Annotated in this window: 11 protein-coding genes and 1 pseudogene; 5 read left to right on the top strand and 7 right to left on the bottom strand. The window is 60.8% G+C overall.

Going from position 1 to position 14,291, the window contains the following annotated elements; genetic code table 11:
* Positions 1 to 138: 138 nt before the first annotated feature.
* Together AC10QF_RS19920 and AC10QF_RS19915 are read right to left on the bottom strand one after the other, a co-directional pair.
* Positions 139 to 489: a DUF1304 domain-containing protein gene (locus tag AC10QF_RS19920; protein WP_494542736.1), complete on the bottom strand. Its 351-nt coding sequence runs from the start codon at positions 487 to 489 to the stop codon at positions 139 to 141.
* Positions 490 to 531: 42 nt separating this feature from the next.
* Positions 532 to 1,860 (bottom strand): NTP/NDP exchange transporter, encoded by a 1,329-nt coding sequence (locus tag AC10QF_RS19915; RefSeq protein ID WP_005418421.1) that lies wholly within the window; start codon positions 1,858 to 1,860, stop codon positions 532 to 534.
* A 285-nt stretch (positions 1,861 to 2,145) separates the two neighbouring features.
* On the opposite strand from AC10QF_RS19915, the gene AC10QF_RS19910 reads away from it, so the two are divergent.
* On the top strand, positions 2,146 to 3,546 hold the full coding sequence (locus AC10QF_RS19910) for a serine hydrolase domain-containing protein (RefSeq protein WP_005418422.1): 1,401 nt from the start codon (positions 2,146 to 2,148) through the stop codon (positions 3,544 to 3,546).
* A 141-nt stretch (positions 3,547 to 3,687) separates the two neighbouring features.
* Here the strand turns inward: AC10QF_RS19910 and AC10QF_RS19905 are convergent, their stop codons facing one another.
* The 3 genes from AC10QF_RS19905 to AC10QF_RS19895 all read right to left on the bottom strand — a co-directional run bounded on the left by AC10QF_RS19905 (position 3,688) and on the right by AC10QF_RS19895 (position 5,764).
* Complete coding sequence (locus AC10QF_RS19905) at positions 3,688 to 3,849, bottom strand: hypothetical protein (RefSeq protein WP_494542735.1); 162 nt, start codon at positions 3,847 to 3,849, stop codon at positions 3,688 to 3,690.
* A 287-nt stretch (positions 3,850 to 4,136) separates the two neighbouring features.
* On the bottom strand, positions 4,137 to 5,252 hold the full coding sequence (locus tag AC10QF_RS19900; RefSeq protein ID WP_494542734.1) for an IS1595 family transposase: 1,116 nt from the start codon (positions 5,250 to 5,252) through the stop codon (positions 4,137 to 4,139).
* A gap of 227 nt (positions 5,253 to 5,479) precedes the next feature.
* Positions 5,480 to 5,764 carry a hypothetical protein gene (locus AC10QF_RS19895; protein WP_478433302.1) on the bottom strand — a complete coding sequence of 95 codons (285 nt, stop codon included), beginning with the start codon at positions 5,762 to 5,764 and terminating at the stop codon, positions 5,480 to 5,482.
* Between the two features lie 1,406 nt (positions 5,765 to 7,170).
* Between AC10QF_RS19895 and AC10QF_RS19890 the strand changes: the two genes are divergently transcribed.
* From AC10QF_RS19890 to AC10QF_RS19875, 4 genes and pseudogenes are all read left to right on the top strand, one after another.
* Entirely contained in the window at positions 7,171 to 7,464 is a 294-nt protein-coding gene (locus AC10QF_RS19890) for a DNA-binding protein (RefSeq protein WP_095575134.1), read from the top strand.
* 10 nt (positions 7,465 to 7,474) lie between these two features.
* Entirely contained in the window at positions 7,475 to 8,221 is a 747-nt protein-coding gene (locus AC10QF_RS19885; RefSeq protein ID WP_494542733.1) for a DUF5131 family protein, read from the top strand.
* Positions 8,185 to 9,540 carry a three-Cys-motif partner protein TcmP gene (locus AC10QF_RS19880; RefSeq protein ID WP_202908101.1) on the top strand — a complete coding sequence of 452 codons (1,356 nt, stop codon included), beginning with the start codon at positions 8,185 to 8,187 and terminating at the stop codon, positions 9,538 to 9,540. Before AC10QF_RS19885 ends, AC10QF_RS19880 begins: the two co-directional genes overlap by 37 nt.
* Before the next feature lie 74 nt (positions 9,541 to 9,614).
* Positions 9,615 to 9,879 (top strand): annotated as a pseudogene (locus AC10QF_RS19875) (hypothetical protein); the annotation flags it as partial.
* A gap of 91 nt (positions 9,880 to 9,970) precedes the next feature.
* Here AC10QF_RS19875 and AC10QF_RS19870 read toward each other — a convergent pair.
* Positions 9,971 to 11,875 carry a UvrD-helicase domain-containing protein gene (locus AC10QF_RS19870; protein WP_481442631.1) on the bottom strand — a complete coding sequence of 635 codons (1,905 nt, stop codon included), beginning with the start codon at positions 11,873 to 11,875 and terminating at the stop codon, positions 9,971 to 9,973.
* Between the two features lie 2 nt (positions 11,876 to 11,877).
* Positions 11,878 to 13,863: an ATP-dependent nuclease gene (locus tag AC10QF_RS19865; protein ID WP_494542732.1), complete on the bottom strand. Its 1,986-nt coding sequence runs from the start codon at positions 13,861 to 13,863 to the stop codon at positions 11,878 to 11,880.
* Positions 13,864 to 14,291: the final 428 nt, after the last annotated feature.

Raw genomic sequence — 14,291 nt, 5'->3', positions numbered from 1 at the left:
GGTGTCCGCGGCATGGATGCCGCGGCCAAGCCTACACGGACGTACTTGCGGCGTCCCCCGCGAACCCAACCCGCCCGGCCACCCCCATGACAAGCTCTACGCGACCACCCCACGAGGGGCTGCGCCGTTGGCTGGAAACTACGCTACCGCGCGAAACACCAACGCCAGGATCGCAGGCACCGCCTGGATAATGAAGATCCGGCGGCTCACGCTGTACGCCCCATAGCACCCCGCCACCACCACGCAGGCCAGCGAGAACGTCACCAGCACCGGCTGCCCGATCACCAGCCCCACCACGATGCCTGCTGCCAGGAAGCCGTTGTACAAGCCCTGGTTGGCCGCCAGCACGCGCGTGGTCGCCGCCTTCTCCGGCGTGTTGCGGAACGTCTTCAGACCCAGCGGGCGGGTCCACAGGAACATCTCAAGCGCCAGGAAATAGACGTGCAGCAGTGCGACCAGCAAGGTCAGGGCGAGTGCGATCCAGTACATGGGCGGTTCCTTGGACAGGGATGGGGCTCGGAGCCCGGGAAATCATCGGTCGCGCGGCAGTTTCTTTTCTTCGCGCAGTACACCGAACGCGGCTGCGGTCATGCACGCGGCCACCAGCATGCCGCCGATGAACACTACGTGCGAGCCGAACAATGACAGGCCCTTGTGCACCCAGGCAAAGCTCAGGTCCGCACCGCGGTAGACCACGGTGTCGATCGCTGCGCCGGCCTTGTAGCGCCACTGCCGGTCCACGCGCGTGTAGATTGTCTCGCGCGCCGGCTTGGCCAGTGCGAATTCGCTGGCCCGGGTCATCACCTGCACTACCGCGACCATCAGCGGCATCGGCGAGGCCGCCAGCACCGAAAAGCCGATCAGGATCGCGAAACCGGGAATCAGCAGTGCCGGCGCGATGCCGTGGCGCGACAGCAACCAACGGGTCAGGCCCAGCTGCATCAACAGCGCCAGCGCATTCACCGCCAGGTCGATGCGCGAGAAGAACGCGGTACTGGCCGCCGGGTCGGTGAAGGCCGCGCGCACGATGCTGGCCTGCTGGTTGTACAGCAGCGTGCCGACGCCCACCCCGAACACCACCATCACCGCCAGCCAGCGCAGCAGCGGCTCGCGCACGATCAATTTCAGGCCGTCCAGCACGCTGCCGCCCATCGGCTGCTCGCCGGACACCAGCTGCTGCTCGCGTTCGCGCAGCACCGCCCAGTGCCGCAGCCGCCAGATGCACAACAGGCACACGACCAGGAATCCCGCCGAGACCAGCATGAGGTTGGCGATGCCCACGCGCTGCACCAGCGCACTGGTGATCAACGGGCCGAGGAAGGCACCGACGGTGCCCGCCGCGCCAATGTATCCATAGAAGGCCCGGGCCTGCACATTGGAGAACACATCGGCCATGAAGCTCCAGAACACCGCCACCGCGAACAGGTTGAAAACGGTGATCCAGAAGAAGAAGGCCATGCCGCGGCCCGGCACGCCGCTGTCGAACATCATGTAGAAGCCCAGCAGGGTCACGATGAAGAAGCCATACACCGCCGGCAGGAACACCCGTCGTGGGAAGCGGCTGACCAGCCAGCCGTACACCGGCTGCAGCACCAGCATGATCACGAACACGCAGGAGAACAGGAACTGCAGCACGAAGTCCTTCAACGCGACGCCGTGGTTGGCGAACCAGGCGATCAGCACGGGCGGGAACACCGTTTCCAGGTCTGCCGAGGCGGCCATGGCCTCACGCACCGGGCGCAGCACGTAGTAGCCGCTGAGCAGGCAGAAGAAGTACAGGAACGACCACCACAGCGCCGGCGACTCGCGCAGTGCCGCCGTCAGGCCTTGCAGCGGCCCCTTCCCCCGTACCGCACTCACGCGGTGTCCCTCGCCTGAAGACGGCGGTTGGACAGCGGCATGGCAGGCTCCGGGGCGATGAAACGCGTACGTTAGCCAATGCACCGCAACATCGCCAGCGCGACGCGCCTTCCTGCGGGCGGATCAGCTCCGCTGATCAGCCCGGGATGACACGTTCCGATACATGCTTCCAGCGCCTCAAATTCCAAATTTTTCAACGAGATGCGCATTCATCTTCGCTTTGTTTGTGCACAAGGGAAAAGCGGCGCTAGAATCGCCATCAGCAGTCGCGCACGGGTCCAACCGATGAAAAAGAACAGCCTGCGTCGCCCGATCCGTTCGGCGGCCACCGGTTTGCTGGGCATGCTGATGCCCGTTGCCTTGTCCACCACCGCGCAGACACCGCCGGCATTGCCGCCGATGCCGACCAACATCGAATCCGCTGCGGGTCCCACTGTCGCCCACACCCAGCCGGCGGCCTACCGCACCGGCCTGGTGCCGCGCGTGCAGGCCCCGGCGCCCGGCTTCAACGTCGCCAACATCGAATCGATGGCGCAGCAGCTCACCTATGGCGAACGCGTGCCGGGCATGGCCGTGGCGATCGTGCAGGGCGGCCGTATCCTCAGCGCGCGCGGCTATGGCGTCACCGACGTCAACAATCCGCTGCCGGTCGATGCGCACACCGTGTTCCGCCTGGCCTCGCTGTCCAAGGCCTTCGCCGGCACCATGGCCGGCCTGCTGGTCAACGACGGCACGCTGCGCTGGGACAGCAAGGTCACCGACTACGTGCCGGGCTTCCGCCTGAACTCGCCGGAAGCCACTGATCGCCTGACCGTGGCCGACGTGCTCAGCCATCGCGTCGGCCTGCCCTACAACGCCTACGACCGCGACATCGAAGGCAACGCCGAGTACTACGCGCTGACCCAGAAACTGGCCAACACCAGCCTGAAGTGCCTGCCGGGCGACTGCTATGCCTACCAGAACGTAGCCTTCAGCCTGATCGGCGATGTCGTCTACGCGGCCTCCGGCAGCTTCTACGAGCAGTCGGTCGAGCGCCGCATCTTCAAGCCGCTGGGCATGAACGATGCCAGCCTCGGCCTGGCCGGCATCCAGGCCAGCTCGCGCTGGGCGCGTCCGCATGTGCGCAGCCGCAACGGCTGGGTCTCGCTGACGCCGAAGCCGACCTACTACCGGGTCGCCCCGGCGGCCGGCGTCAATGCCAGCGCCAGCGACATGGCGCAGTGGCTGCTCGCCCACACCGGCCACCGCCCCGACGTGCTGCCGGCACCGCTGCTGGCCACCCTGCATTCGAGCCTGATCAGCACCCCCGGCGAGATGCGTTCTGGCTGGCGCCGCGAGCGCCTGCACTCGGCCGGCTACGCCCTGGGCTGGCGCACCTTCGACTACGCCGGCCACGACGTGGTGTTCCATGCCGGTGCCGTGCAGGGCTATCGCGGCCTGGTCGCGCTGGTGCCGGAACGCGATCTGGGCATCGCCATCATGTGGAATGGCGAAAGCAGCCTGCCCAGCGGCCTGCTGCCGACCGTGCTCGACTCCGCGCTCGGCCTGCCGGCGCAGCGCTGGCTGGACGTGGACACCGACTTCGGCAGCGACAACCTGATGGCCGAGGGCGCCAGCCCGGCGCAGCAGGACAAGCGCAAGGGCAAGGGCGCCTCGGGCAATCGTGCGGTGGCGTCGCCGCGCTGATAAGGCGGGCTCGATCGGGTGTGCGAAGGGCGGCCTGCGGGCCGCCCTTTTTGTTGTTGTGCGCCATGATGGCGCACTTGCCCAAGGAAATCAGGTAGTTGTCGGTGCTAGCGTGGGGTCATGGAAACCCGGACCCCATCGTCACTGAAATGGCTTGTCGAAAAGCGCGCCCGCCTCGCTGGCCACATTGCCCAGATCCAGAGAAGGGCCGACGCTGCTCGTCAGCGTGCGGCCGATCTGGACAGCAGCGTCGAGGCGACGCGCAGGGATCTTGAAGCACTGGACCGCATTCTCGGCCTTCACGACATCTGCGTGCCGCCGGAGGTTATCCGACCGGTACGAATGTCGAGTGAGGGTCCTCTGCTACAGCGCGGCCATATCAGCCGAAACGTCCTGGCCTGCCTGAGAAAGGCGGCGGGTGAATGGCGGTCTACGACTGAGGTCCTGCTGTTCGTTGGCTCACAGGGCAAGGCGGTGGACGGAAATGTGCAGTATGCGGAACTCAGGCTGCGGGTACGCAAATGCCTGCAGGCTCACTGTTCCGCCGGACGGGTCATCCGGCGGAACAGCCCGAGCACTAACGTAGAGGGTTACTGGGCACTCGCGCCCGACGCCCATGACGGCGGGATGCCCTGATTCATTAGGATCTCAGTCCCGCGCCGTTTCCCTTGGTAGTAGCCGCGCCACCACCGCGAATGCCCCACGGTGAGGGCCTTTACCAGAAGCATTTCGACCTGTGTTCTGATCGAGAACCTACGGACGTCCTCGCGCCACGCCATTTCGTTCGCATAGTCAGCCAGGTAAGCCGGCCGCACACCGTGCGAAACCCCATACTCCCAGCGTCTGAGCCGGCTGAAGAACGACTCGGCCTGGTTCTCGTTGACACCCTCGACCGAAACGTACTCTTGGCTATGCCTGACGGCGTAGTGGGTGTGTGTCGCTGAAACGGTCGCGTAGGCGGGACTTTCGTCGGTCATGATGATTGCTTCGGGGCTGACGTAACGCGCGATCAGCTTCGCGGCATCCTTGTCGTTCTCCGATCTGGCAACGGCGGCAATGCTGCGCACAGCCCCTTGTCCCAGTCGCCCTTTCTGCCGGAAGATCATCACAACGCGCTTGTTCTTCCGCTTCTCCCAGTTCGTCCGTGTCATGCCGCTGGCATGCCATGGGCGTTTGGTCGGGCGTCCGGCGATCCGATCAACAATAGCTTGGTCGTTTCGGCGTCCACGACGATTTGGCTTTCGAGGCTTTCCACCGAAGTAGCCGCCATCGATTTCAACGACGCCGGTGAGCGGTGTGAAGTCCTGGGTCCGGAAGATCGCCTCTCGCAGTTTTCCGAGGGTGACGTGCGCGGCCTTGTTTGAGTAGTCGCCCATCCGGCTCAATCCAAGGCCTGCCAACCCCTTCACCCCTGTGGCGTAATAGAAGGTCGCCAGGAGAATGCTGCGCAGGGACTTCTTCCTGCTGGAAAAGGCGGTGGCCGACGTTACCGAGAAATCACGGCCGCACGCCTTGCATCGCCATTGCTGGCGCGCGGGCCGCCGGTAGTGCTGGGCCCACGCACCGCAGGCTGGGCATACCTGGTGGGAATCACTGCCCCAGCGCAGGCGGGCGAACATGGCATGGATCTCATCGTCCGACATGCCGTAGATCGAGTGGATGGAGAAATCGCGGTAGGCCGCGCTCCGAAGGTAGTGCTGAGTCATAGAATTGGTCCGGAAGTGCCGGGCCGGGGGCGAGCAGCGCCCTCCGCGGCCACGGCATTGCTAGGGTCCGGGCAAGCCCCTCCCGTTCACGCCCTGCGGGCATGTTGACAATGGGTTGGGGAGGGGGGCACTATGGCTACGCAGCTCTCAAACTGCTTGCCACAAGAAGCCTAGTTCCCCTGCCAGGGTCCTAGGCTTTGTGCTTTCTGCCCTACTGGTTTTCGGTACTACTGGTTGACGGGTACGTCGATAGGGGCCTCCTGGGGAGCCGAAGTGGTGTTGGAAGCGAGGTCTTCGAGGTAGACGGCGACCGCTCTGGCGGTCGCATACAGCCCCCGACGACCGGGGAGCTGCTGCATTGGGATGGTCAGGGCGCCCCTGATCCGCGCCTTGCGCACAGCCTGCGGCGTGCGATAGCGCAGGAGCTGCGCAATATCAGACGTGCTGAGGAGTCCGCCGAATTGCGCCGTGAGCTGGAGTTCGCGGAGGGTCGTGGTGTCGGGAGATTCCATTTGCATGCCAGGTCACTCTGTACCGTGTGGGTTCGAGTATCGGCTGAAATCGTTGGCTCGCGGCGGGTCAACTTGGCCCGCAAAAAACGCCTTAAACTTGACCCATGCGAAAGACCCTGGACGATCTTCTTCGGGAATGGAGCGGGCAACAGCCGGAGCGGAAAACGCCATGGCGAGCTTTGCGGGGAAGGCTATGGCTCGATCACGCGCTATGGCTAAGCGGCCTGGAATGGGCTCAATTCGAACGCATCTGCATCCAGCGAAACCGCTCGGCTTCCAAGCTCGGGGGCAAGTGGCGCGCGGGGACCACCTTACCTACTCGTTCCTCGGCCCAGGCAATGGAAAGAGTGCTACCGGGTACTGCCTGGGTATTCGATTTGGCCCTCTTTCAACTGCTGTCCAACGAGCCACTGACGCGCTCACGCCTCACTGCCCTGACTGCCAATTTCAGGCAGCCTGGACTCTTGGATGGGCACTGTTGGAGGCTCCCGCACCAGGATGGCGTAACGATCTCCCACGACTCGCAAACGCTGCTCCATCGCGGGGATCTGTGGGGGCTGTTTGGCCTGGTCGGCGACGTTCGCTGGGCTGAGCTGGAGGGTGACAACTATAAGCACCTGGAATGCAGCCAGGACGCTTTCAGGGCACTTCCAGCTCTGCTTCGGACGCCCTGGGCTGCAGCGTGCGTTCCCCAGCTTTATGAGCTGCTGGAACGCGTTAGGCGGCGAGTTCCATATACCCGGGACGCCTACGAGGTCGAGTGGAAGACGATCGAAGGGTTGGCGGCGCGCGCCCAGTTTTCGGCTGACCCGGCTGGCCGCCCTAGCGATGCCAATGGATACGCGGAGCTGTACCCCGATCCCATTGTCCTAATGAAGCGGGTGCGAGATCGTCGGATTCGAAAATGGTGAGCGCGTCAGGCGCGCGATCACTCTCCCCGGCAGATACCAGTCGGAGTCCGCAATGTACGGTTCGGCGGGTAGAAGAAGCGTCTACCGCGATCGGATCTTCGCCGATCAGGGCTCTGCTGAAACCAAGACTTTTAGCGTGCCGTCAGGCTGACGACGGACGAGATTTCCGCCTTCGTCGTAGCCGACCGCGCCCGGTTGAAGGCCACGCTGTCGCATTTCTTCGACCTCGGCAGGCGTCGGCGTTTCCAGCGGCCACTGAGGGCTTTCGCTTCGAATTGCTGGCATCGGTGACGACTCCGTGGGCTCGCGCCCATACTAACGCCCGCCGCAACTCGCGCTCGCGATCACGTTGGCATCCAAGGCTCGCGACGCTCTGAGACTCGAAGCATGAGACGCCCCGCGAGCACAATGCGGCCAAGCCGTGGCAGGGACATAAATTAATGTCACACACAGAGTTTTATGGCGATATGACATAAAAATATGTACACTCCATGGATGGAATACACGGAATTCAGAAAGCTGCTGGCACGAACCGGTCTGACGCTGACGGCGTTCGCCGAGCTTTTGAAGATGAACCGTCGATCGATCACCAACTACGCCGCCAATGGCGCCGTTCCTGACCACCTAGCTCTGATCGCAGCATTGATGGGCAACATGGCCGACAACGGACTGGATTTCCGCCAGGTGCTGGAAAGCGTGGAGATTCAGAAGAAGAAGCCGCGAGGGAGCAACCGCGCAATCACCGAGCGACGCACCAGCTCCAACGGAAGAAAGGTAGAAGCCCGCTAGGAGGGCCGACATGTCTCAGACCAGTAAAATTGAGTGGACCGAAGCGACCTGGAACCCCACGGTCGGATGCACGAAGATTTCGCAGGGCTGCAAGCATTGCTACGCCGAAACCATGGCTAAGAGACTGCAGGCCATGGGCACGCCCGGATACGAGAATGGTTTCAAGCTGACCGTGCTGCGCAATCGACTTGAGGAACCGTTGCGGAGAAAGAAGCCAACGGTGTACTTCGTCAACTCCATGTCCGATCTGTTTCACAAACAGATTCCTGACACCTACATCGAGGAAGTCTTCGATATCATCGGGCGTTGCCCGCAGCATACGTTCCAAGTACTGACCAAGCGCGGCGACCGGCTCGCGACCTTCTTCAGCAAGCGGACACCACCGAAGAATTCATGGGTCGGCGTATCGGTTGAGGATCGCCGGCATGGCTTGCCTCGCATCGATGCACTTCGCCAAGTCGATGCCTCGGTCCGATTTCTTTCTGTGGAGCCGTTGCTGCAAGACCTGGGGGAAATCGATCTGACCGGCATCCACTGGGTCATTGTCGGCGGCGAATCCGGTCCCAAGGCGCGCCCAATGAAGCTGGAATGGGTCGCTGATATCAAGCGCCAGTGTGAGGATGCCGGCGTCGAATTCTTCTTCAAACAGTGGGGTGGCTGGGGCGCAGACGGCAAGCGACGGTCGAAGAAGGCAAATGGGCGGCTCCTGGATGGCCGCACATGGGATGGAATGCCGGAGCTCTCGGCGATGGCTTAAACTCCGGGAATCCATTACCCAGCCGCCGCGAGGGGTTCATGTCAAGGAAGCACTACGATTACAGCAATGGACCCAGCCTCATTGAGCCGCATAGTGTGGCCAAGCACCGGGTGCTGCAGACCTACCTGGCGGCCTACTTTCAGACGCTCGTAAGCTCTCCCAATCAGGACGAGTTCCGGCTGACTCTCGTAGACGGGTTCGCCGGCGGCGGGGAGTACCGAGATAGCGCAACTAATGAAATCCACCCAGGATCGCCGCTTATCATGCTCCAGGCGGTTCAAGAGGCGACATTCTCGTTAAATCGGGAGCGCAGGAAGCCCGTCAATCTGGACGTGAGCTATTTCTTCATCGAGAAGAATCCGCAGACGGCCAGGTATTTGAAGCAAACCCTCACGGACAGGGGCTACGACGCGCTGTTCGATAGCAAGATATTCCTGCGGAACAGCAGCTTCCTCGACAACATGGATGAGGTCATCAAGTTCATCCAGTCCAAGAGCCCCCGCAACGGGCGCTCTATCTTCCTGCTGGACCAGTACGCGTACCGTGATGTGCCCGTGCACGTAATCAAGCGAATCCTGCATACCCTTCCGAGGGCTGAAGTGATTTTGACGTTCGGCGTGGATTCCTTTATCAATTTCGCCAGCGATACGGGCCTGACACACAGCCTACTCGCGCAGATCGGCATTCCCGACGCGCTGCAGGGGCGTACATTTGAAGAAATCAAGTCGTCGGAACGCGATTGGAGACTCTTCATCCAGGGCAGCCTCTATCGCGGGCTGGTGGACCGTTGCGGCGCAGAATATTACACGCCCTTCTTCATCCGAAACCGGCAGGGGTTCGGAGACTACTGGCTGATCCACATGTCCCAGCATCATCGGGCGCGGGACGTAATGACGCAGGTCCATTGGAAGAACAACAACTACTTCATTCACTACGGCGGCGCGGGCATCGACATGTTCGGCGCAGGCATGACCGGATATGACCCCAAATTTGACTCCAGCGGCAGCGGGCAGGGAGCGTTGGCATTCGAATTCGATGACGTTGCCCGAAACTCAAGCGTCAGCGCCCTTTTGGAACAGATTCCCCGCTACGTCTATGCTCACACTGACGGCGTGAGCTTTGGTGAACTTTTTACGAAAACCTGCAATAGCTCGCCCGCCAGCGCGGACATCTATCGCTCAGCCATCGAGCGCCTGATCGAAGAGCGTGTGATTGTGGCTAAGAGTGAACAGGACTCGACCCGACGGGCCGCAGCGCAGATCCGGTTCAGCGATCAGCTGCTCCCGCCGGGCCAGCGTTCCCTTTTCGTTGGTCGTTGACCTTTCGGCGCCAAGCTCGTCTAACCCCAGTTGGGTGAAAGCTTGGCGCCAGCAGATGGTCTCACGCTCGCCATTTCGGCTGCCAGCTGATCATGAATAACTGCTGCCTGGAAATCCGTTCGGGCTTGGGCGGCAATACGACCCAGGCCTCGGTAGGGGGCGCGCTCCCTGCCAGCGACATGGCCAGCCAGCGCAACCGCCAAGCTGTTACCTCTAGCCGCTTCGGCGCCGTAGCCGCGGCTGGACGCCGAGCGTCACCTTGATTCGCGTGGCGCCCAATGGCCATTGCCCGGATGGCAATTCACAGGGTGTGTAATAGACGGAAGTCCGGCGACCTGATGTTGGCCAAAGAACGACCTCGGAAGCACGAATCGGCTGTTGAAGAAACACCCTCAAGTGCGGCGGCACGCCGCCGCGCATACGCCCGTTTCTAACTAATTTGGAACGTTTGGACGCCAGCCGTGTTAAGCAGCTCGTAGAGCGCGGCAATCTTCGTTCGTCCGCCACGGTTCGAACAGTAGGTGAAAGCCACACGCTGCTTAGCTCGTGTGAAAGCCACGAAGAAACCAGCGGTGGCCTCGAACTCGTCGTTTGAATAACTCCACCAGGCACCATCATCGAGACCGACAAATATCACGGTGTGATACTCGAGCCCTTTGCTCTTGTGGATGGTCATCAACGGAACAGCCTGCAGCCCTTCGTAAGCATCCAAAGCCTCGGGCCATGCCACGCCGTTCAATGAAGACCCGTGCAGATGCGTGGCTGCACCATCTAGTACCTTTTCAAGCCATCCACCCTGCCCGTAGGCTGGGTGAAATGCGATTAGTCGATCAGAGCCAACGAAATTGATGATCTCGTCCACAATTGATCGTGCCTCAGTATGGGAGCGCGGAGGCGTGGGATTACGCGCTTGCAGCCCACGTGCGAAGGAGTCCAGCTCTCGCCCGAGCGCTGCGTGGGCGACCTCTTCATCTGGTCCGACGCCACGTAGAGTAGCTAGTGCTTCCTGGCATTCGGTCCAGAACCGACCAGCCCGTCTTGTCATCGCCAGACGGAGAATCTGGACCACCAGCTCGGAGGCCTCTTCTGCCAAGAGCTCCTGCAGCATGACCTTACCAACGTACCCGGCTTCGTTGCGCAGCGAGATCCCAAGCGCCGCGAATGCGGGCTGAAGAAATGCAGCGTAATCGGTTGCCTTCTGACGGACGAGAAGTACGAAGTCACGTGGTGACAGGGAACTGTTGCCCAGCTCGTTAGCGACAGTGGTCGCCAAGCGCTCCGCCTCAATTAAGGGGCTGGGGAAATCCCATATCACGCAGCTGTCGCCGGAAATGGTGCCTTCTGCTTTTGAGATTGGCGCGACAGCGCCTGCGTCCAGCGCTTGTGCAAGGACATGCTGGATGCGGACAAGCTCCGGCGAAGATCGGTAGTTGTTATATAGCGGTGTTCGCTGCGCAGCAAAGGTGGCATCGAACACTGAGAATGGATCGTCCATTGCCATCGCCCAACGCATGATCTGCTGCTTGTTGTCCCCCACAGCCGTGATCACTGTGTCTGTTCCGAGAAAGAGACGTCGTACGAGATCGAACTGGATGTTGGTCGTGTCTTGGAATTCGTCCATGAATACATGAGAGTAGGTCAGTCGTATCGCCTGGCACGCGAGTGGATTAACGCGGAACAAAAGTTCGGTCAGCCGCCCTATCATTGGAAATGAAAGGTGGCTCTTGCTGCTCCCATGGAGCGATCTCTGCCAGTAGCGGTCTGCCACCCATTGACCCACCGTGGGAGTCGGCCAGCCCTCGAGCGGAAGAGGAGAGCCAACGAGAAGCCTGCGCTCGAAGGTCTTAGCACCAATGGCTTGAACGTCCGAATATGTTCCGACTGACTCAGGAGGTGGTCCCACCTGACGATGCAAGAACTCTCCGTAGTCCCGATCACCGGGGAAGCTGATCTCGTAGTCCGGTGTAGGACGCCACCGCTCCGGCAGAGCCTGGCCGAATCGATCAATCAAGCTCTTGGCAAATGCGTCAAAGGTCATGGAGTCGAGCCTTCCGGCTAGGCTCGGATGGCATCTCTTTCGCACTCGCGCCGCCAGATTGCTCGCTGCATCGCGTTTGAAGCTAATTGCAAGAATTCGCCGCGGGGATGGCGAGGTCCCTGTCTGAAGCAGATAGGCTGCGCGCTGAGCAAGCAGCTCCGTCTTTCCTGCGCCCGGCCCAGCGATTACGCTTCGATTGTTCGCCGAGCGAACAACGTCCAGCGCGTTGGTCTCTAGAGCCTCTACACCTACGGGTTGCCAGTCGGCCGACTTCACGCGTCGCGATAGCACTGCCATGATCAGTCCCGCCGCAAACTGGTGGAGATGTGCTGAAGAAGCTCTCTCAACACAGAAGGCATCTTGCTTGCCAAGTCCTCATCTTTGATGTGTGCCAGTGCCGCAAGATGGGTTGCCGGCTTGCTGTGGGTGAGAAAGTGATAGCGATAAGCGGGCAGCAACGCCGCGAAATGGGCGAAAGGCTGGGTGTAAGCCTCAATTCCAGGTCCAGCAGTTCCAAGAGCCACTTCGGCCGCCTTGTCTACGGACAGTCTTGGGCCGCCGCCTGCAGGAATGGTCGCGCTGTATGCATCCGGAAAGCTCGCAAGCATGGCCAAGTCAAGATCGAGCGGGGCGGAAAAATAGACGCCATGCGGCTTCAAGTTACCATCGATCCACGCCATAAGATTGGCATGGTCACCAGTGCTCGCCCAGGTATGCATTTCTGCAAGTCCGCTATCTGGCATGACCCCTGTGTCGATCTTTAGAAGTGACTCTTTGCTAGCTCCGAACTCAATTAGCCGTTCGATAGCCGTTTTGACTCTGCCAAAGCCCCCACCATCCCGACCAAGATCAAGGTCAAGAAGTGTGGCGTGCGGGATACCTAAGTCGGTCAGTAACCGCCAGAAATGCTGCACATGCCGCCCCCCGAGCGGAACGATGGCCACGAACGCCGGGTCGATCAAAAGGCCAAGCGCTTGGGCCAACCGAGGAAGGACGATCCGCTCGGAGTCCCCCTCAACCAACAGAACAAAGCGCGCGAAATAGAGCTCGGGATAGGCAAGGATCGCACCACGGACGAACTTTGCAGTCTCATCCTCACCTGCAGGCATCTTGATGCTCTTTACAGACGAGGTGCGCAAAGTTGGGTCGAAACGGCAATAGCGAACCTCTTCCGGAGTCACTCTGCTCAGCACCGCTGGCGAATGGCTCGTGATGATCGCTTGAGATCCACCTGCACCGGTCAGCGAGCGTACCTGCCGGATGATGCGGGCAAGGAAGTACGGCGAGAGGTGATTTTCCGGTTCTTCCAATGCGAATAGCGTCAGTGCCGGAATGCTCAAGGCGTCATCATGGAAGCCGTCGACCTTGCCCGCGACTACCTCGCGCTCAAGATCGAAAACTGCGGCGGCTAGTGCAAAGTAAAACAGGGACTGCTGCCCGTCACTTAGGGCGTCAAGCCCCCGCTCTTGACCGCCCGGCCCATGCTCGAAGATGACGGCGATCTTGTTAACAACCTCTTCAAAGCGACGGCTTACCAAGCTTAAGCGAGGTCTTGTATCGACTACATCGTCATGGAGTCCTGACCAACGAGCCTGCAACGCCTTGCCAATCGCTGCGATACCGGATTCACCTTCAAAGGCAGAAGCGAGATTCTCGGATGCGTCCTCAACCGCCTCAGTCGTTTGGGAGGACCATTCGATCGCACGTAACAAGCGGGCAGCAAGCGCGCCCGTAGTGGCCCGGACTTGGCTTGCTGCATCACGGCTGGCGGGAGTGTAATAGAGCTGAATCAAGCCGCGATCCGCAGCCGACACCGGGTGACACTTCTCCTCTTCTGGGGCGGCTGCAAGGCTGTCTACCCAAAAGAGTTCCTGGGATACCTCGCCCTCTAGAGTTCCGTCATCTTCCCACTTAGCTTCCAGCCGAATTCTGCAAACCGGGGCTTGGCCCGGCCGTTCGATCAGCATATGCCGGAATGAAGGCGCAATGGTCTCGGCTGTGGCCGTGCCCTGACTCAATTCCGGCAAAGCCACCAATACATCGATGAATAGTTCCTTGGCGTCCCTGCATTCGGGGCGCTCGTTCGGCCCCAGGTGGAAGTCCGACCTATCCACCGTCCGCTGGGCTCTAGATACGCCAAACAATTTTGAAAGTGCATGGAGTATTGCAGTCTTTCCAGCTGCGTTTGGGCCAATGACGGCTGAAATCTCTGGTGACAAAGAGATCAGTGCAGGCTGTTTTCCGAAGCAGCGGAATCCAGATATCACAACAGACTCAATACGCACAGGCTTCCCTTCCTCAAGCGATAGTGGTGACTATCCTACTCTCCATTACTTGGGGAGTCCTGAAACTGTCCATCTACTTTTAGTGCGGCCGGAAGTTAAGAGTTGACACCGGCAGGCTGCGCCGCGCGTCGCCGTTCGTTTGGCCTACAGACCCGCAGCCCTGAGATGGCATAGGAGACGGTCAAGCGCCATGGCTGTGGTCTGCTAGGGCCTCTGCTTGATTCTGGAGTGGTTGCACGACCTAAATCGCGCTTCATTAAGTGCACCGGGCAGTACACTATCGCGGCAATCGGGCACCTAGCTGTGATCTCTCGGTAGGTTGTTCATCCGGGGCATCTTTGGAAAATGGTGGTTACCACACCTATCCAGTCCCCAAAGAGCCCGGATGAACCATCATAAAAATGCCCGTTTGACGCCGTTTAGTCGAG

The sequence above is a fragment of the Stenotrophomonas maltophilia complex sp. Om-AH-Sm3 genome, from assembly GCF_059337855.1.
The sequence above is the reverse complement of the archived record's forward strand: the minus strand, read 5'-3'. Positions and strand labels throughout refer to the sequence as shown.